Raw genomic sequence first — 21,309 nt, forward strand, 5'->3', positions numbered from 1 at the left:
ACAAAATAAACAATGTTTAATAAAATAGAAATAATAGGAGTTACATCACAATATTAAAGCGGAGAGGTTTCCCTCCCCGCTTTTTTACAGACTTAGACTTGCAAAACTTTAATTATGCATAGTGCAGAGTATCAACCAACTGTTGGTGCGTCTGACCATTCAGATAAACAACTGTGTCATTCGCATCCAAAGTATGATCGTTGTTGTTATCAATAATCAGGTAGTTACTTGCCTCATGGGAGTTATCAGCCCAGACGACGGATGCGAGTCCAACTTTAGAGGTCAGATCGCCATTATTGCCAATACCGAGAATTTGCCCCAGTAGGCCAACGACACCACCAACAATACCAGTAACCAAGGTACCTAACAAAGACTCGACCACATCCGTAGCTCGGGTACCATAATCAGCGATAGCTGTGTGCGAAGTATCATTATTGATTGTCAAACCGGAGGCAGTATCAAAAATGGTATCTTTACCACTGTTAAAGTCGGAGATGGTCACCCCAGAATTAATGGTGCTCGATTTCAGCTGATACAGGTTTTCGCCGGTTCCCCCTGTAACAACCGTGTTACCAACAACATTGAAGGAATCAGCAACTGAAGTTCCTTCAACACTCAAATGGTAACCACCATTTAATCCTAACAAATTAAGGATCGTGGTCGTTACGCCGCTGAGCGGTAAAGCATTCAACAACTGAACAAGAATACCATCACCAGTACCGCCAACATTGGATGTCAGGTTCAATCCGCCAGTATTAGTAGAAGCATTAATATCATGGACGTTGCTATACCCTGTACCGACCGTCAGATTCAGAGCATGGTCGCCAGTCACATTGATAGTTTGTACCTGTGTATTCGCGCCTGTTAGTGACAGAACATTGTCAAAATTGCCTGTCCCACCAGAGCCAATGTTTACTGTAGACAGCGCAGTTCCACCAAGCAAACTACTACTGCTGATCAACGAGAGAGAGCCAGCATTGATGTCAGAATCACTGGTTGCAGTGAAGTTGACATCAAAATGATTAGTTGCGTTTTGCAGGAAAGTGATATCCACGCTGCTAGCAGCAGTTGCATTACCCGTGACTTCCAGTTGTGCTGAGTTGCCACCAGCGGCATTAATTACATGCACCTGGTCGGCAAGGCCAGACAGGACAAAGCCCTGGGAACCAATGGTTGATGTTGCTGCCTGTACAACGTTGTTAGTCAGACCAGTAGTACTAGACTCGGATACCGCATTACCCGTCAGAATACCAAAGTCGAAGGTGTGGTTCGCGGCGGTAGAACCTGAACTTACTGTCGCCTTGCCAATATATCCGGCCAGATCCAGTTTTTCAAAGTTGGTGAACTGAGAAGTGTTGGTGCTGATAGTTGCTGTACGGGTAACGGCGTTACCTGACATCACAACGTTTTTAGTGATTAAATTAGCGGAAATTGTATCAACGCCATCACCGCCATTGGCCGTAATAGCAGTAGATACCGTGTTTGCTCCGTTAGAAACTCCATTGCCCAACCATTTCAGCGAATCATTACCCGTTCCCAGGTTGAATTTACCGGTAGCTGAAGCAACAACCGCATCAGTGGTTAACAGTACCTTATCTGCACCAGAACTGGCGTTTAACGTGATGCTACCGTTGTCGACTGTGATATTAACGCCAGGATTCACGCCATTATCAGAGAGGTTAACGGTTGCCGCACTGCCACCACCAATCTCAAGATTAGCCAGATGATCGGCAAATTTTAAATTGACGGTTGTTGCCGCGTTAGCATTGAGCTGAACATTAGTCAGAACGGCCGTTTCAGCATTGCTAATTTGATGACTAGCGTTTGTGTTGACAGTGCCAGTAGCATTGCCGCCGCCTGGTGTTGCGGTCAGGATGGCACCTGTTTTGTAGAGCAAACTGGTACCAATCGCATTTTCAAAAGCATGAAGACTTGAAACCGTGATGTTATCAGTTGCCGTAGAGTTTCTAAGATCATTGATAATAGCTTGAGCAATTGCAGTTTTATCAGTACCTAAAGCTCCATAAGTTGCCAACGCAGTGCTATTCGCATCGACACCATAAACTGCTTTATAAATATAATTAATATAATTATCACCAGTCAAATTACCACCTTTTGACTGTACTTCGGAAGAACTAAGCAGTCTTCCAAGAAGAAAATCAAATGTTTTCCCTTGTTGAACCAACACATTGCTCCAAAAACCTAGACCTGTCATATCAGCGGAACGACCGGCCAAAGTCAGAAAAGAAGCTGCAACTTGCTCTTTGGATGATAATGCATTACTCCAACTGTTCCACGTACTAGTACCATAATCCTGAAACAATACCTTATTGAGTGCGGCATCATAAGTTTGTTGAGCGGTAAGGGTAGTTGCATCAAATCCATTATAATTCAATAGGGTATTAATTGCATTTGCAACTGCACTGTTTAAGTTTCCAGCATCCAAGGAGGTCTGTAGTTCTATGTCACTGGGCGTACTACCATATATTTTGGTGTAAACATCTTTTAAAATATCAAGGTCTGACTTGCCAGCATATAATGTTTGCCCTGCAGATGAGTTAATCAAACTATCAATGTAGCTTTCCTCCGTAAGAGTTCCTGCACGAAATTGCCCAGCAATAGAGTCAAAGGCAGTAGCAGTAGTATAAGTATCCTTCCCTAAAATGGCATATTGAATTGCAGCAACTTCTTTCTGTGTGAGTAAAACCTGAGCAACCATTTTTAAACCCTCTCTTTTGAGCACTCCTGACTCAACCCGTACGACAAGTTAAGCATGGGGGCTAGTGCAAAAACACTTGCCGCACAATAAGAAATAGCTGTAAGTTACATCTCGTCAAACGAAAAGAAACAAAAAAGAACAAAAAAGCAACACAAGACAGACAATCAGAATAAAGAACCAAAAAAAAACAAAATGCAACATAAAAAACCAAAAAAACAACTCCATTTTATTATGGCAATATTTTAATGATGAACACATAACCATTATATCATTACTTATATATTTAAAATTCCAACTATAGAGATACATATATCATACTACTAGCAATTTATTCCCCCCTTTGAATCTACGTTAATTTCATAAAAATCGCTCATAATTTATGATCCATATCACAACAACCTTCGAGTAATCTCTCATTTTAAATAGGCCTGTGAAATATATTTACAGCAGCCTCATCCAATGTGCACCATTATAACAAGCCTAGGCTATCACAAATAGTTCAGCTCAAGGAGCCACAAATATAAAAAAAGAGTAATTAACTCCATGGGAAAATAGCATCACACACAAAAATAGAACATCAGTTAATTTTAATCATAGTTTTGGAATCAGCTCAGCACAAAAAAAGAGTTCTTTTGCCACTCAAGCAACACTAAGTAATAAGAAAATGGGTAATCTCGGTTTGTTACGATAGGAAAAGTCCATTGTCACGACGTGCTAATCCCCGCTCATCGAGACTTTTCGAGATAAATTCACCACCATTATCCGCCTGAATACTTACCAATGAGCAGTTATCCAGCCCCGCAGAGCTTCCATAATGCTGACCACATCATGACTCTTCAGTAATTTCCCGTTATAAAAGGACTTCCCCGCTTCTTTCCGCAGACTTCCTCCACACGGGTACCGATTTCGCCCTGTTTCTGCGAAAAGGCAACCTGTTCTTCATTTTCATGACGGATATGCCTCGCGGTGAAGTGAAAAAAAAGATTGGATACTTCGGTTTAGACTGGTCTCATTTTAACGGGATGCGTACAAATAGACTTACTTCTATACTAAGTGGTAAAATGCTCTGATGGAAATTATTCTATATCAAGCAACCTTATTGCGGGCCAATGCGATTCACACCGGATAATGACATGGTGAACTTTCTCGGGGGATGTTAATTTTGATAAAGGAGAAATATATATCGGAATAAAAGAAATGAAGGTCTTTTTTTTCCACCAAAACAGATGTAGGTATACAACAGTATATGCTATTACAGTTAGCTCTCAACAACAATTTGAACAGACCACCTCTTTAGTTCAAACCGTAGATACATTTCATCACTGTGAACCACGTTTGACGGAACAAAAAAATCCGCATTCATTATTGTCCACCCAAACACTCCCAGATAAAACGTATGAGTAATACGAAGTTATCTTAGGTACAGTTGGGACTCTAGACGGCAAAAAAACAGGGATGCAAGCCAGCCTTATCATCTTGCACGAAAAAATCGATGTTCCGTCACAAATTTTTAGTAAAGTCAACCATCTATATTGACAAAAAATACCAGTTAATCATGTTATAGTTAATAGCTTAGGCTATGGCAAACAACAAGCACAGCGGATATCACACCAAAGAGCACATAGGGTACCACTCATGGTACTGAATTTGTAATCACAACTTCAGGTGAGGATAAAGCCATACAATACATAGGGTAAATCCATAGTTTATCAATCATCTATACTGATGTAATTTGTTGATGATTATTTAGCTGAATCCATGCAGGGACTTGCAGAGACAAAGCATAAAGTCCCACTATTACTCTACTCGTGATACATTTTCCGCACTGCTCCCATAGCACAAAATCAAGCTAATACATTGATTATTATCATATTAATAATAACCTAATGTCTTGGTAACATCCCAAATGCACTAGACCACCACAGAATTATCCGATTTCACATTGCATTACTTTACCTATTTGAGTATCTTCTTCATTATCGTCTATCAATGCTAGTATTGCGGAGCTGCTATTAGCTACCGTCAAAAATCTTGGTATATATATGTCTACTCAAGAAAGAAGTGGTACAATCTTATGGGTAAATACGCTGAAAGGAGCTTGTATCCTTCTAGTTATTCTTCATCACTCGATAATAACCACGCTCATACCATCTATCGATTACTTGTCGAGTGGTGTTTTACCTGCAAAAATGTGGGAATTTTTCAATAAATCGGTATCGCCACTTAGGATGCCAGCATTTTTCTTTGTTTCAGGGCTTCTCGCATCAAGTTCGGTAGTGAAGAAAAAATGGGCGGACGTATTTACCAAAAAAGTATCTAACCTTGTCTATCTCTATATTTTATGGGGCATTTTACAGTGGTTGTTTATTAAGAAAATCATTACTGAGCCATTAGGAATGCAGTTATCTGACGCTCAAAATAGTGCATATGCCACTTCTCCCATTGATTTTTTTACATTTCTTTTCAAGGCATCGACTAGCTTATGGTATCTTTATGCCCTTGCAGGATACTTTTTTTTTACAAAGCTTTTTAACACCCAAAAATACCTCATTATAGTCATTGCGATAGTTTTAAATTATGTTTCAAGCCTCGGATTAATTGAAGGGTGGGGATTAGTCAGTATTGCGCAAAATATGGTGTTTTTTGTAATTGGAGTTTATCTGAGTGAAATTATTATTGGATACAGTGAACTCAAAAAGAAAAACATAATACCATGGATTTTTATAATCACACTAGCTCTAATAAATATAAAACTGGGAATTGGCAAAAATATATTTGTATGCGTAACCGCAATTATCTCCTCCATAATTATATGTAAATTCTTGAATAGTAACTTTAACATGTCATGGTTAAACTGGATCGGAAAAAACACGCTCCAAATTTATGTCATACATAGGATATTCGTAGAATTTTTTGGCATTACTTTCTTACATCTTGGGATCGATGATTATTGGTTCAAAAATACAACTTATTCATTAATATGGGGAGTAGCCTTTCCTATTATATCAGTTTTTCTGTATACCATACTTTCTCTATTCGTATGGAAACTATTGAATAATGGATTTGGGAAAGTATTATTTACTCACCCAAAACTAGTTATAAATAACGTTCAAAAGGTAGTGTAAATTAAACATTCTAATACCGTGCACTATGTTATTAATAATGCACGGTATTATTTTCGCATCCAAATCTCAGTAAATTAATTCACACAAAAATATAGTTTATAACGTTTTATTATTGAGTATTTAACCTGCTTGCGCCGGCCCACGATTGGAATGGAAGTCTGTCTAGGTTGTCATTCGCTTGCGGGAAACGAAAATGATTGTGGAATATTCTCCACATCGTCCCGGTAACATTTGTAAAATATTTTATCAAATCAAAAAAATGGCCTGGTTGATACTGAAGTAATAACCGAGACTGCTTTTCTCATACATATAAGCGAAAAATTAGATCAGAAGCAGTCATGTAAGCATCCCGCTTAAACGAGCCATTCACTTTTAGAGATCTTACGACATACTGATTATGTCCTCTGAGGAGATCGTTATGCGCAAAGCCCGATTCACTGAGCACCAGATCATCGTCGTTCTGAAGTCTGTCGAAGCCGGACATACCCTCAAGGATGTCTGCCGCGAAGCGGGGATATCGGAGGCCTCGTACTATAACTGGAAAGCAAAGTACGGTGGGATGGACGCCTCCGATATAAAAAATGAAGGATCTTGAGGACGAAAATCGTCGACTCAAACAGATGTTTGCCGATCTCAGTCTGGAAAATCGTGCATTAAAAGACGTCATAGAAAAAACGCTTTAAAACCAGCGATAAAGCGTAAGCTCGTCAGCTATCTGAAAGAGATGTTTTCGATGAGCGTACGCCAGGCGTGCAGGATGTTATCGCTAAGCAGGACGGTCTATTTTTACCAGCCCTATACCCGACGCGATGAACCGGTGATCCAGACGCTGGCTGAGCTGGCGGAACGCTATCCACGATACGGTTTTAAGAAGCTGTTTCAATTGCTGCGAAGGCAGGGCAATACCTGGAACCACATGCTGTAATCTTAATACGATCCCAGTCTGTGATATCCGAGGTGACTGCCGTGAAAACTTTCGTTGGAATTGATGTTTCTCACAATAAAACAAGCACTTGCGTGATAGACCATAACGGCAATAAAATTCGTATGGTTAACGTCGATACACATCCTGGGGTTGTCGCTAATTATCTCTTTTCTGAAGGTTTTGATAAGTCAAAAGTCGGTCTGGAAACAGGGCCGCTTTGCGTATGGCTTTACCATTCACTCAAGAGTTTTGGCCTGGACATTGATTGTGTCCACGCCAGGCACGTCCATGCCGCTTTGTCGATGCAGTTGAATAAAACCGAGCAAAATGATGCTTTTGGTATCGCCCGGCTGGTTCTTTCTGGATGGTATAAGCCGGTACATGTCAAAAACCTTGAATGCCATCAGCAAAGACTCATTCTGACCAGCCGGGAAAAATTGGTTCAACTCAGAGTTGCTGTCACGAATCAGATCCGCGGGCTCCTGAAAACATTTGGAGTTGTTCTTCCTCTGGGGAAAAACAGTGTTTTTTGAGCGTGCTGTACTTGAGTCATCACCTTCCCTGGAAACCATTAAACCTGCAGTTATGATGCTGCTGGATACGTGGGAACATCTTTCTGGCCAGATAAGAAAATTTAATTATCTGCTGATAAACTTGCCCGAAACGATCCTGTGTGTCAGATATTACTGTCTGTTCCGGGAGTGGGCGTTCTGACGGCATTAAGCTTTAAAACATCAATTGATGACCCTTCGCGCTTCAGACGTGTCAGTGATGCTGGCGCTTTCCTCGGCTTAACGCCCAAAAAGTACCAATACGGTGAGGTGGACAGGAATGGGGGAATTTCAAAACAGCGCAACAGAATGACACGCACACTTATCTATGAAGCAGCATCCTGCTTGCTGACCCGCTATGGCAAGGATACAAGTCTGGCTATATGGGCAAATGAACTCAGGCACAGAATGGGCTACAAGAAAGTTATTGTTTCTTTGGCGAGAAAACTGACAACATTAATGCTGAGTATGTGGAAATCAGAGACTTTTTATAATGAACGGCTTAAAGCGGTAAATTGAGAAGTAAAAAATCATATCCTGATATTGACTGATTAGACGATAAACGCGTTCAACGAATTTACTGCCTGCTGAAACTGAATTTTCGTCGTAAGGGAAAGCAGCGCCTGCCAGCCCGTAACCCTGCACCGCTGGCGACGCCGGAAGCGTTAAACTAGAGCTGATCTATCGATTTTATGCACGATGCGCTGGTCTGTGGCAAACGCTTCCGGACCTTCAATGTGGTGGATGATTTTAACCGTGAAGCGCTGGCGATGGAAATCGACCTGAATATCCCGGCCAGCGTGTCATCCGGGTCCTGGACAGGATCGTGGCAAACCACGGATACCCGCTGAAGATGCGGATGGACAACGGACCAGAACTGGTCTAACTGGCGTTGGAACAGTAGGCAGAAGAACACGGTGTGTTGCTGGAATTTATTAATCCGGGCAAGCCTACACTGAATGCTTTTATCGAGCGTTTTAACCGAACGTACCGGACAGAAATCCTGGATTTTTATGTGTTCAGGACACTGAATGAAGGCCGGGAGATTACGGAGCGTTGGCTAGGTGAATATAACAACGAGCGGCCTCATGAATCCCTGAATAACCTGATACCGGAAGAGTACCGACTGATGGCGGAAAACCGGAAATCTCAAAAAGTGTGTGGAACTAAAATGGGTATGCTTACACCCATGCTGGAAAATCGCTGAAAGGTGAGGATGTTTTCAGGCTAATGGAAGCCTGCGGATCCTGGATCAGTAGGCGTATGTAGTGAGTGGCTAATTAAGGACACCTCGAAATGCTGTTAATGTTAAAACAGTGAACATGAGGTGATGTATGACCAAAACTCGTCGGACCAAACGCACATTTTCTCCAAAGTTCAAACTCGAAGCTATCGAACGGGTTGTCAAATATCAGCAAGATAAATGACGGACATGGTGATTTAAGCCATTCGGAATGCGATATAAACAAGAGGGTAAATAGTTATTACAACGCATACCACCCTCATACGAACAATCGCGATTTATCGTCTTACTTGCATGAAGAGAAATGGAAACAGGTTATTCCGGCGTCTTGATTTTGTGAGCAACTACAAATTTTAACATACAAATGTAATCGGCCAATATCAATATATCAAAGGCTACACTGACCGAAACACTAATAAATAGACGACAAACTACGAGCCTATAAGCATTCTAGAATATGTTGTAGTTCTTTTTACTATAACACAAAAAAAAGTTATCATCGTAATGATGACGGCAGTAATCAATAACGCCAAAAATATCCCTTCCATATTACTTATATCGTGATGTAAGTAACTTGCTATCGAATTACCCCCCCTTCTTACTACACCAATAAATATGCCATGAATAAAATAAATTGAGAAACTTACATCAGCCAAAACCGATATTACCGCAGCAAGTCTATCATTTTTTATATCACGATCAAGGACTATGCATAAATACAAAAATAATGGAATTTTTGATACTACGGAATAGCTAGCATTAAGCCCTAAAACTATGCAAGAAGTAAGAGCCAATAAATAAATGAACAAGAATATATTTTTATAATCTTGCTTTATTAAACTGTCTTTTTTTGAGCAAATGAACATTCCAATAATATATACCGGTAAAAAATGGAAATAGGCTAAAAATGGATTTAAATTGTGTTCAGGACGAGAAGTAAAAATAATTACAATTACAGAAATACAAGCTGCGAAACCTAACCATGACTGATTTCTTGCAAGGATAGACAATGGTTTTGACGTTAAGAATATCAATGTCAATACAGGTATAAACCATAAAGGAGCCATTTGAGCACCAGTAGCATAGAAAAACAACATAATATACAGTGCAGAATGACTATATAATTCATCTAAATCCAACCATGGGTGATCGGATTTTAATTTCAATGCAAAGATCAATATAACTGGGAACGATATAATAAAATAGGGGATAAGAACATTTTTTAATTTATTAATAAAGAATTTTTTTGGTTTATACTTATGAACCAAATGCTGAAATAAAAAACCAGAGATCAAAACAAAAATAGCTGTCCATTCGGATAGAAAATAATAAAATATACGACCTGATAATGTTTCAGTATTTGTAAATAAATTAAAGTGAATTGCAACGATAAAGAAAGCTGCTATTCCTCTTAGATAATGGATATAGGAAATCTTGCCCATGAAAGCATCCTGTTTTATAAAAATGAATTATTAATTGCGATTAGTTAAGAAAAAACGACTAATTTTATCATGTCAAATTAATGATTCCGCTGGTTTGGCATTAAAATCATACAGATACCGGTTCTCTAACTAATAAGCATCGAAGTTAGGTATTACATCAGCAGAGGAAAAAAAGTTTGAATGACATAAAGTGATATATCGAAAACTATAAGGCATTTACACAGGAATTTTTCCTAGCACCAAACATTTCGAAACTTGTTCCACTCTAATGCATCTTGTTTTTGGGCCACAGTTTATTTTAAGCCCCTCCCCGTCACCTAATATATTCGATAAAGTAGAATTTGAACAAAATACAATGCATACGAAAGAAATTTTATCATGATTGCCATCAGTAATAGCAACCGAAAAATAATATTTTAGAATCCCCTGAGTATATTCATCAATACACTCTTCAAAAATCAGAATATCAATGTAAACTATTGCATTATTTAAATCCTATAGATGCCAACGACATACAAATTCAGATGTTAACTAAAAATCATAATCATAACAAAAATCTACAATTAAAATAGCAATCACATGATTTCATAAAATATAAAGCCGACACTCGTCGGCTTGATAAAAACTAATCAATCATTTCCAAATAAGTCTCTCGTATAGACTTTATCTGCAACATCGGATAGTTCTTCAGCCATTCTGTTTGAAACAATAACATCAGCTTCGTGCTTAAAAACAGTAAGGTCACGGACTACGCGCGAATGAAAAAACTCATCTTCTTGCATCACCGGTTCATAAATGATGACAGGGATCCCTTTTGCTTTTATACGCTTCATTATTCCCTGAATAGAAGATGCACGGAAGTTATCAGAACCGCTTTTCATGATTAAACGATAGATACCCACGACCTTAGGCTTACGAGCCAGAATTGAGTCTGCAATGAAATCTTTACGCGTACGGTTAGCATCAACGATTGCCGCAATAATATTGTTGGGTACCGACTCATAATTTGCTAGTAACTGTTTGGTATCTTTTGGTAAACAATAACCACCATAACCAAATGAAGGATTGTTATAGTGATTACCAATACGCGGATCAAGACAAACACCTTCGATGATCTGCTTGCTGTTCAGACCTTGGCTTTCAGCATAGCTATCAAGTTCGTTAAAGTAAGCAACTCGTAATGCCAGATAGGTATTGGCAAACAATTTTATCGCTTCTGCTTCGGTCGAATCGGTGAATAATATCGGAATATCTTTTTTTATCGCCCCTTCCCGCAGCAATTCTGCGAATCGCTCAGCACGTTCAGAACGCTCACCGATAACGATACGAGAGGGATACAAGTTATCAAACAATGCGCGACCTTCTCTCAGAAACTCCGGTGAGAAAATGACGTTATCAATTCCCAGGCGTTTCTTAATTTCTCGAGTAAAACCAACCGGGATTGTCGATTTAATGATCATTACCGTGTTCGGGTTGATCTCCGTGACATCACGAATGACCCCTTCAACGGTAGAGGTATTAAAGTAATTTGTGTTCGGGTCGTAATCTGTAGGGGTAGCAATAATAACATAATCAGCATCTTGATAAGCGTCATGCTTATCTATAGTAGCTCGAAAATTGAGTGATTTGTTAGTCAGGTACTGTTGAATTTCTTTGTCGACAATAGGTGAGTGCTTTTTATTAAGCATATCAATTTTGGTCTGAATGACATCTAAGGCAACCACTTCATGATGCTGCGCAATTAAGATGCCATTCGATAAACCAACATAACCGGTTCCAGCAATAGTAATTTTCATTCGTTTACACTTACATCAGTTAACTAGCCGATGGCGTTAGCCACACGATTTAATGTTACTCTGTGCGGTTTTACTCCGAAAGAAATTACCTGTCAAGAATATAATTAACATGACTAAGGAATATTATGAAAATTCTAGACAAAATACTCAGGCTATTAAATAAATAACAAGAAACCAGAAAATCCCGACACAGTAGCGCCGGGATTGAAATATCAATAAGTTAACTCAGGCTATTACAGCCAGTCAGTATGGAATACCCCTTCTTTATCAGTGCGCTTATAAGTATGAGCACCGAAATAATCACGCTGAGCCTGAATCAGGTTGGCTGGTAGAACCGCAGAACGATAACTATCGTAGTATGCAATAGCAGCAGAAAAAGTTGGTACCGGTATACCATTCTGCACAGCATAAGCAACTACATCACGCAAAGCCTGCTGATATTCATCAGCAATCTGTTTGAAGTACGGTGCCAGCAGCAGGTTAGCGATACAAACATTCTGCTCGTAAGCATCAGTGATCTTCTGCAGAAACTGAGCACGAATGATGCAACCGGCACGGAAGATTTTGGCAATTTCACCGTAGTTCAGATCCCAGTTGTATTCATCAGATGCAGCACGCAACTGAGAGAAGCCTTGTGCATAGGAAACAATTTTGCCAAGGTAAAGAGCCCGACGAACTTTCTCGATAAACTCAGCCTTATCACCAGCCGTTTGAGCTTTTGGACCCGTCAGGACTTTAGAAGCGGCAACACGCTGGTCCTTCAGTGAAGAAATGTAACGCGCAAAGACAGATTCAGTAATCAGGGATAGCGGTTCGCCCAGGTCGAGTGAACTCTGGCTGGTCCATTTACCTGTACCTTTGTTGGCAGCTTCATCAAGAATCACATCAACAAGGTATTTTCCTTCCTCGTCTTTTTTAGTGAAGATGTCTTTGGTGATATCAATCAGGTAGCTGCTGAGTTCGCCTTCGTTCCACTCAGTAAAGGTTGTTGCCAGTTCTTCATTAGACAGAGCAAGGCCACCTTTCAGCAAAGCGTATGCCTCCGCAATAAGCTGCATATCGCCATACTCAATGCCGTTATGAACCATCTTCACATAGTGACCAGCACCGTCGGCACCAATATAGGCGACACAAGGTTCACCATCTTCTGCACGAGCAGCGATCTGCTCAAGAATTGGCGCTACCAGCTCATAAGCTTCTTTTTGCCCACCAGGCATGATAGATGGACCCTTCAGCGCGCCCTCTTCCCCACCAGAAACCCCAGTACCGATGAAGTTAAAGCCTTCAGCAGACAATTCGCGGTTGCGACGAATAGTATCCTGGAAGAAAGTGTTGCCACCATCAATAATGATATCACCCTTATCGAGATAAGGTTTAAGAGAGTCAATCGCGCTATCCGTACCAGCACCCGCTTTCACCATTAACAAGATACGGCGAGGAGTTTCAAGGGATTCAACAAACTCTTTGACGGTATAATATGGAACCAGTTTCTTGCCAGGGTTCTCGGCAATCACTTCTTCGGTTTTTTCACGGGAGCGGTTGAAAACAGAGACGGTATAACCACGGCTTTCGATGTTGAGCGCAAGGTTGCGCCCCATCACTGCCATACCGACAACCCCGATCTGTTGCTTGGACATTACATACTCCTGTCTGGTGTGGTCGCTGCGACACATTCGCAGCTTAAAAGTAGAATTATATTAGCTTAAAGTAAGTAATGCGCATAGACATAAAATATCTATAAATGGTATGTCACAATGAAGCTATTGTATAGCATATATATCAAAGCGTACATCACTAAGCAAACAAATGAATAAGTATCAAAATCCCTTTAGCTTTTGTCAAGTGCATTTCTAATAATTTTCCGTCCTAATATAATTCCATTTCTCTCAACGTATTTGAACAGATTTAAAGCAATACAGTATGTAAACGGCAAAGATATTAATGCACTAAGAATAAAACGCATCGGTGATGCTAAATTTAAAAAGTCAGTATATTGAACCAGTATTCCAATCACCGGAATCACTATCATCAAATGTAACAAATACACAGAGTAAGATACGTCCCCAAGAAACTGGCTAAGACGTAACGATAGAAATTTTCTTATAAATTTAACAAAATGCCTTGCTTGACACTTGTTATCATATGGCATTAACAGCATTGCCATACCAATAATAAGGAAACATTCAATAACCATCCTAATTGGAGAAATAAAATACCCCATAGCATATGCAGTAACAGGTGATAACAATGCAGTTAATACATACATTTTTTTACTTTCCGAAACTGCTTTATATATAAGCATTCCAGAAATGAAAAGTGGTAGCTTAAATAGTATCATCGAAGGCATTTCGAATGCAGAAAAATACTCTGAAAAAAAACAAGAGCTAATAATACATAGAAGAATCATAGTGATAGATGCATAAATAAATCCAAGCCTAGTAATTAATAGCATAATAAAGGGGAACACTGCATAATATTGCATCTCAAGGCCGATACTCCAATCAGGCAGTACTGTCCTAAATGAATAATAAGGCATAAAACCAAATAAAAAAGAGTAGTGTGTTATAATATTTAAAAAAGACGAATCCGCGTATCGTGAGGTTTCAGTCTGTGTTAAAGGCCAAGCACTTGCTATGTTATCTCGAAAATGACCAAATAACTCACCAAAAGAAAAAGCGAAAATCAAAAGAATATAGTAAAGAGGTGCGATTCGAAAAAAACGTCTTATCCAAAAAATGCACATTGTTTTTAACGAATTCCATGGTTCAAAATGACGTCTTTCAATATAGTTTTTTGCCATCAAATAGCCTGACAATAAAATAAAAAGATCAACTCCAAGGTCGGGATTACTTAATAATGGAATGTTACATTGGGTCAAAATACATATATGTCCAAGTAACACCCATAAAGAAGCATAGCCACGTAATCCATCCAATTCGGGGGACCAATTTTTGCTTTGTGACATCTATTCACCACAAAATATTGAGTTTAGATACAAAGACTCTAAAAACCTTTTCCAAAACATGCTGTAAAATTGAAATAAATAGCATGTCACCCATTATATTATTTATCAAGACCACAATAAAATCTTAATAAATTTTAAAAAACTTAAAGGGGATTCATTTTTCATCTAACTTCTGTAATTCGAGTGCAGCCGTTTTAGGTTTTAGATTCTGTCTGAAAAGACCAAAATTATGTTCCCTGTTAGATTTATCGGGACCATCATCAATTAAGTCATATAACCAAACACCTTTTATATAATCTCTTTTCTTAGCCTCAGAAATATAATTTTTTATAGTGAATGCTGCAATACTTTCTGAAGTTCCTCCGACGCCACTATAAACAGGAACACCATATTCAGTTAAATACACAGAAATATTTACATTGTATTTTCTTTTAAAATATTCATGGAATTTATCGATTTGATTTATGTTACCAGCAGCACTTTTAAGTTTAACATCTGGAAGCTGAAATGAATATGGATGAATGGATACTCCATCAATATATTTTAGAATGCCCTTTTCTACTAATATATTAAACCATTCAGTACCAGTTAAACCTGTTTTTTTATTTACACCATTTAATGAATTAAAGCCTCCAGCTATGACAATCGCAGATGGATCTACTTGTCTAATTGCAATACTCGTAGCCTTAACTAAGTTAAAATAGTCATTTGCTGATGGAATCACACGAGTAGACCTTTGTATACCAGTACCATTTGTCCACTCATTCCAAACTTCATAATACTTAACTTTACCCTTAAATCTTTTTGCCGTCCAAGCTGCATAGTTAGCAAATCCTTTTACTGCATCTTCAGATAAAGGGTATCCTCCAGAATCATAATGCTTATTTCCATAAGCAAGAATCAGCATACCAGAAATTCCGTAATTAGAGCTCTCCATGAATGCCTGGTCAGATTTTCTTAGTCTGTCACTAACCTTATATATATTTTTTTGCTCCTCAATACCTCCCCATCCATAATCACCTCTAAAAGAGGTAAATCCATATTGTTTTAATAGCCTAAGATATGCCGCCGGGTCATTTTTATATCGCCCAAAATGTGTACACACCCCAATTTCCATCGATGATAAGGCAATTAACGGCCAAAAGACTAAAATTAGCAACAAACCTTTCATCAGTCTAATCATATTAATCTCCCAAAATTATTGGTGTTCTAAGGACTTAATGATAGTATTAATCTTGAATGCAGAATCGTACCAAGAAAAACGCTTGAAATTAATAAAGCCAGATTGAACTAATTTCTCACGCAAAATAGAATCAGTTGTGATCTGGTTAATCGCTTCTAAAATTTCGCTATCAGACTCCGGGTCAAAATAAATGGCACTCCTTCCCAGAACTTCAATCATAGATGCACGATTTGATGAGACAACTGGACATCCACACGCCTGAGCTTCTAAGGGGGGTATACCAAAGCCTTCATAGAGTGAAGGGAAAATAAAGCAAGACGCATTAGAATATAATTCAGCCAATTCTTCATCACTGACGCGACCAAGAAATGAAATCCGACTATCCTCAGAAGTCAAATCGATGCCATTAAATGCTTTTGTTTTTCCGCCAATTATTTTAAGTTGTAACGCCCCATCATACTTACTGAAAGCCCTTATAAGACCATGAAAATTCTTATGATAGTTTTGTGAAGAAACTGCTAGAATATAAGGCATGCCAAAAGAATCTTTTTTTATATCCTTACCCGTAAACACATCACTTACAGAATTATAGATTACTGATATTTTATCTTCATCACAGTTATAATGTTCAGAAATGTCCTTTTTCGAGAAATCACTTACTGTAAGGATTGCCCTGCTATTACGCAACAATAACGGTGTCAATAAACCATAAAGGGTTCGAAATTTTAAAGAATAACTTTGTGGATATTTTAAATATGTTATATCATGTATAGTACTAATTTGATTATGATAAAATGCTGGTGCAGCATTACATAAGTTCAGCAAAAGTGGAGATTGTTTTTGGCGAAGAAAAAATGGTAAAGTTATTTGCTCCCAATAATGCCCACTCCCCCCTTTCACTTCTAAAATATCCCCTCCCTCTAAGTCATCAAAATTAATTACATCATTAACTGATGGAACTAAAAAAGTGATATCATTCCTTATTTTGTTAAGCTGTTTCGAAATTTCTCTGGCAAAGCGCTGCACACCAGTGATTTTTTGTGACAAAAATCTGGCATTTATATAAATCACAAGGAATTTTTCCTTATACAAAAATGAAATTATAGAGTGAAATGTCAAACTAAAGATAGTACACTAAACCGTCAAAATTACGATTATATATAAGCCATCTTTGCAATTGTTTAATATGATAAATGTATATTTGCACTAATTGGCAGATCATAATAACTAGTAAGCACCATCTTTTTTTAATACAACCCCAATAGTTTTAAAAAGTATAGCTATATCATTCCACATCGACCAGTTTTTCACATACCAAGCATCTAGATAAACGCGAGTTTCATAATCAACATCACTACGTCCGCTAACCTGCCATAACCCAGTCATTCCAGGTTTACTCAGCAGATAGTAATCCACTTCATCTGAATACCTTTCTAGTTCAGCTGTAATTATAGGCCGCGGACCAACAAGGCTCATTTCGCCTCTTAGCACATTAAACAACTGAGGTAACTCATCGAGACTTGTTTTTCTCAAAAATTTACCTATATCCGTAATACGAGGATCATCCTTTAACTTAAAAGTAGCATACCATTCTTCTTTTGCTTCTGGATTAGATTTTAAAAGCTCATCAAGAACCTCTTTAGAATTGGTTACCATGGAGCGAAACTTCAAGCATTTAAAAGGTCTACCGCCCTTACCTATACGTTCATGACCGTATATAGCTGGTCCATTATCTTTTTTTACTTTGAAGGCAATATAAAGTAAAAGTGGAGAACTAACTAAAATAATTGCTAATGAGCCTAATATATCAAACGTTCTTTTAAGCATTCTCGATGATAGCTTTGCCAAATTCTGATGAACCCTGAATATCATTACTTCATGACTAAAGATAAAGGACATATCAGTACTATCAAGTGGAATCCCTCGCAAAGTTGGTATTACTGAAACATATCGATACCCATTAATCATGAATAGTCTCAACCAATCATTTCGTAAATTCCCCTGAGTAGATTCTAGAGCAACTATGAACTGAGTTTGCTGATCAAAATGTTTACATAATTCTGTGGGGGAGTAATATTCAACAGGAACTCCCTCAATTGATGAATGTTTTTTTTCATCATCAGCCGCAATAAATTTTACTACTTTAAAACCTAAGTTGCTCTCACCATTGATAGCCTTCCATGCTTCAATTGCATTTCTACCATTACCAATAATTACAGTATCGCGTTTCCAAAAACCAAAAGTATTTAGAATCTTTTTAGTCAACATTCTACATATGGGAACAAATAGCAAAATATACAGCCATGTAAAAACCCAGATGTACCATGATAAATACCAATTGGCAAAGGCCAAAACAGCTATTTCAATTGCCGAAACTATAATTAGAGTTCGCAATATTTCTTTGAGTTCAAACCAAAAAGTTTTACGATAAAAATAATGGCGCAATCTGATTGAATACCAGGCAACACAAAATAAACCAAGACAAAAATGTAAAGCAGTCCAGTCATTTATATGTTTATCTTGAATCAATGATGCACTATCAGTCACTAACACATAAGTAGTAAATACCCCAAGGTATATAGATAATGTAAAACTGAGAAAATCAGATAGTGCCAGTAGTATACTAGCACTTAAGTTTCTACCCGGATGAGTCATATATCCTCACTAACTGTTGAATCCAATAAAATGGAGAGCTCACTTATATTGACTAGTAGCGTTTAATAGAAAACACTACAATTAGCTGAATAGGGACGATTTGCTAGTATTTTATTCTTTTGATTTCTTGGAATTGTAGCCACCTATTATTAATATAGGTATCCATTTCATTTTTAAATCTTTCTACAGAAAATTGCATCGCATTTTTTCTACATACATTAGGTTCAAAAATGTGCTGCATGTTTTCGAATTCTTTTACTGCATCTACAAGTGATTGTACATCTTGATTATGAAAAAAAACTCCCGTAGGTGCAATAACATCATGCGGTCGCACCGTTTCTAGGGCCCCACCTTTACCAAAAGCAATTACTGGAGTACCACATGCCTGAGCCTCTACAGGCGTAATGCCAAAATCTTCCTCTGCCGCAAAAACAAATGCTTTAGCTTTTTGCATGTGTTCTTGCATAACAGTGTTATCTTGATATCCTAAAATATTTATATTTTTAGTCGCTTTTGATTTTATCTTTGACATTTCAGAACCATCACCAATTACTACTAACTTTTTATCTGGCATATGACTGAATGCTTCAACAATAAGATCTATACGCTTATATGGTACCATGCGAGATGCAGTGAAGTAATAGTCATCTTTATTTTCATGAAGAGTAAACCTACCGACATCAACAGGTGGGTATATAACATCAGCATGACGCCCATATACCTTATTTATACGTCTTGCAATAAAATGGGAATTTGCGATAAAATGATCGACACCATTTGCTGTACGGTAATCCCATAGTCTTATTTTATGCAATAGCCATTTAGCAAGTAACCCTTTTATACCTTTATCAAGATTAGCTTCTTTTAAGTATTGATGCTGAAGATCCCAAGCATATCTTATTGGAGAATGTACATATGAAATGTGCATTTGATCAGGACCAGTTAGAATACCTTTTGACACTGCATGGCTGCTTGAGAGTATAATGTCATGTTTAGAAACATCTAATTGCTCAACAGCTAATGGCATCAACGGAAGATATTTTTGATACTTAGTCTTAGCGCCCGGTAGTTTTTGAACAAAAGTAGTAGTCGCAATCTTTCCATTAAATAACTGTCTATCATTTTCTGAGAGGAAATCAACTACGGAATACAATTTAGATTCTGGATAGAGATCTATAAATTCTTTAATTACTTTTTCCGCGCCTGCATATGTTACAAGCCAATCAGCTACGATACCAATATCCGCATCTCGCATTACATTTAACCTTAGCACTAAAAAGAGTTAATCAAGAGTAGGTAGAGAACTACCTACTTTTCGACTTCACGAACGCAAAATTTCAAGAATTTCAGTAGTTTTTTGTTGCATTAAAGCCTTATTTGCTCTTGATTCTACGTTCAAGCGCACTACTGGTTCAGTATTTGAACTTCTTAAATTGAATCTCCAATCAGCAAATTCAATACTGATACCATCAGTATAATCTACTGCTAATGCTTTATTTTTATATTTATCTAAAACACGCGATATTGCAGCTTGTGGATCAATTAATGAACTATTAATTTCTCCTGATGCCGGATAGGAGTTCATACGGTCACCTACTAACTGACTTAATGTTCTGGATTTAATGCATAGTAATTCTGCCACCAGTAGCCATGGTATCATACCACTGTCGCAATAAAAGAAATCTCTAAAATAGTGGTGTGCACTCATTTCACCACCATAAATGGCGTCCTCTATCCGCATTCTTTCTTTAATAAAAGCATGTCCAGTTTTAGACATAACAGGAATACCACCAGATTTTTGGACTACATCTACTGTATTCCAACTCAAGCGGGGATCATGAATAATCCGTGAGCCGGGGCTTTTTTCTAAGAAAGCTTCGGCCAATAGTCCAACAATATAATAACCCTCAATGAATTCACCTTTCTCATCAAATAGGAAACACCTATCGAAATCTCCATCGAATGCTATTCCGATATCAGCATTATATTTGATTACCGCATCTGTAGTATCCTGTCGGCATTCTGGTAACAACGGATTAGGAATCCCATTAGGAAAATTCCCATCTGGCTGATGATGGATTTTAATGAACTCTACTGGAGCATTAGCTTTTCTAAACTTACTTTCTAGAGCATCAATAACATGTCCCGCAGCGCCATTACCTGAGTTAATTACAAGTTTAAGCGGCCGAGAAAATTTCGATAAAGAAACATATGTTAAAAGCTTATCGACATAAGCATCCAGGATCGAAATCCTTGTATAAGTTCCACGAATAGAATCAATTACAGATGGAAAATTATTGTCTTCAGCTAGTTTCTGAATATCTCGTAAGCCTGTGTCCCCGCTTATTGGCTTAGATTGTTCTCGAACAAGTTTCATCCCATTATAATTCATTGGATTATGACTCGCGGTAACTTCTATACCGCCATCAACATCTAAGAATGAGGTAGCAAAATAAATTTCCTCAGTTCCTACTAAACCAATATCAATAACATCAGCTCCAGCATCTTGAAGCCCTCTAGCTAAGGCTAGTTTTAGAGCTTCACTGGTTAATCTAACATCCCCTCCTAAAACCATCTTTTTGGGTTTTAAAAATTCACCATAAGCACGACCAATACGATATGCGATGTCTTCATTCAACTCAGTATCCAACATGCCACGAATATCATAGGCTTTGAAACAAGTCAATTTGCTAGACATATAATAT

Annotated in this window: 13 protein-coding genes and 3 pseudogenes; 6 read left to right on the top strand and 10 right to left on the bottom strand. The window is 38.1% G+C overall.

Going from position 1 to position 21,309, the window contains the following annotated elements; all coding sequences use genetic code 11:
* Positions 1 to 112: 112 nt before the first annotated feature.
* Entirely contained in the window at positions 113 to 2,719 is a 2,607-nt protein-coding gene (locus EDF73_RS02185; RefSeq protein ID WP_132725218.1) for a DUF4214 domain-containing protein, read from the bottom strand.
* A gap of 2,042 nt (positions 2,720 to 4,761) precedes the next feature.
* On the opposite strand from EDF73_RS02185, the gene EDF73_RS02190 reads away from it, so the two are divergent.
* The 6 genes and pseudogenes from EDF73_RS02190 to EDF73_RS27600 form a co-directional block, all read left to right on the top strand.
* Positions 4,762 to 5,844: an acyltransferase family protein gene (locus EDF73_RS02190; RefSeq protein WP_132725220.1), complete on the top strand. Its 1,083-nt coding sequence runs from the start codon at positions 4,762 to 4,764 to the stop codon at positions 5,842 to 5,844.
* Between the two features lie 418 nt (positions 5,845 to 6,262).
* Positions 6,263 to 6,760, top strand: a pseudogene (locus EDF73_RS02195) (transposase); the annotation flags it as partial.
* A 50-nt stretch (positions 6,761 to 6,810) separates the two neighbouring features.
* Positions 6,811 to 7,302 carry a transposase gene (locus EDF73_RS02200; protein ID WP_165905621.1) on the top strand — a complete coding sequence of 164 codons (492 nt, stop codon included), beginning with the start codon at positions 6,811 to 6,813 and terminating at the stop codon, positions 7,300 to 7,302.
* Between the two features lie 138 nt (positions 7,303 to 7,440).
* Positions 7,441 to 7,839: a transposase gene (locus tag EDF73_RS02205; protein ID WP_132725224.1), complete on the top strand. Its 399-nt coding sequence runs from the start codon at positions 7,441 to 7,443 to the stop codon at positions 7,837 to 7,839.
* A gap of 35 nt (positions 7,840 to 7,874) precedes the next feature.
* Positions 7,875 to 8,490: pseudogene (locus EDF73_RS02210) on the top strand (integrase core domain-containing protein); the annotation flags it as partial.
* A gap of 258 nt (positions 8,491 to 8,748) precedes the next feature.
* Positions 8,749 to 8,895, top strand: a pseudogene (locus EDF73_RS27600) (IS3 family transposase); the annotation flags it as partial.
* A 99-nt stretch (positions 8,896 to 8,994) separates the two neighbouring features.
* On the opposite strand, the gene EDF73_RS02215 reads toward EDF73_RS27600, so the two are convergent.
* From EDF73_RS02215 to cpsG, 9 genes are all read right to left on the bottom strand, one after another.
* The gene (locus EDF73_RS02215) at positions 8,995 to 10,005 is read right to left on the bottom strand and encodes an acyltransferase (RefSeq protein WP_132725226.1); all 1,011 of its coding nucleotides are present in this window, start codon (positions 10,003 to 10,005) and stop codon (positions 8,995 to 8,997) included.
* Between the two features lie 629 nt (positions 10,006 to 10,634).
* Positions 10,635 to 11,801 carry a UDP-glucose 6-dehydrogenase gene (gene ugd / locus EDF73_RS02220; RefSeq protein ID WP_132725228.1) on the bottom strand — a complete coding sequence of 389 codons (1,167 nt, stop codon included), beginning with the start codon at positions 11,799 to 11,801 and terminating at the stop codon, positions 10,635 to 10,637.
* A gap of 233 nt (positions 11,802 to 12,034) precedes the next feature.
* Positions 12,035 to 13,438 (bottom strand): NADP-dependent phosphogluconate dehydrogenase, encoded by a 1,404-nt coding sequence (gene gndA, locus EDF73_RS02225; RefSeq protein ID WP_132725234.1) that lies wholly within the window; start codon positions 13,436 to 13,438, stop codon positions 12,035 to 12,037.
* A gap of 191 nt (positions 13,439 to 13,629) precedes the next feature.
* Entirely contained in the window at positions 13,630 to 14,766 is a 1,137-nt protein-coding gene (locus tag EDF73_RS02230; RefSeq protein WP_132725236.1) for an acyltransferase, read from the bottom strand.
* A gap of 154 nt (positions 14,767 to 14,920) precedes the next feature.
* Complete coding sequence (locus tag EDF73_RS02235) at positions 14,921 to 15,949, bottom strand: cellulase family glycosylhydrolase (protein ID WP_132725238.1); 1,029 nt, start codon at positions 15,947 to 15,949, stop codon at positions 14,921 to 14,923.
* Between the two features lie 15 nt (positions 15,950 to 15,964).
* A complete protein-coding gene (locus tag EDF73_RS02240; protein WP_132725240.1) occupies positions 15,965 to 17,020 on the bottom strand; it encodes a glycosyltransferase family 1 protein in 1,056 nt (351 codons plus the stop codon).
* Between the two features lie 156 nt (positions 17,021 to 17,176).
* Positions 17,177 to 18,604: an undecaprenyl-phosphate galactose phosphotransferase WbaP gene (wbaP, locus tag EDF73_RS02245; RefSeq protein ID WP_132725242.1), complete on the bottom strand. Its 1,428-nt coding sequence runs from the start codon at positions 18,602 to 18,604 to the stop codon at positions 17,177 to 17,179.
* Between the two features lie 103 nt (positions 18,605 to 18,707).
* Entirely contained in the window at positions 18,708 to 19,859 is a 1,152-nt protein-coding gene (locus EDF73_RS02250) for a glycosyltransferase family 4 protein (protein WP_132725244.1), read from the bottom strand.
* Positions 19,860 to 19,925: 66 nt separating this feature from the next.
* A complete protein-coding gene (cpsG, locus tag EDF73_RS02255; protein ID WP_132725247.1) occupies positions 19,926 to 21,302 on the bottom strand; it encodes a phosphomannomutase CpsG in 1,377 nt (458 codons plus the stop codon).
* Positions 21,303 to 21,309 lie beyond the last annotated feature (7 nt).

Origin of the sequence: Klebsiella sp. BIGb0138, assembly GCF_004342285.1 — a bacterium.
Lineage (GTDB): Bacteria > Pseudomonadota > Gammaproteobacteria > Enterobacterales > Enterobacteriaceae > Klebsiella.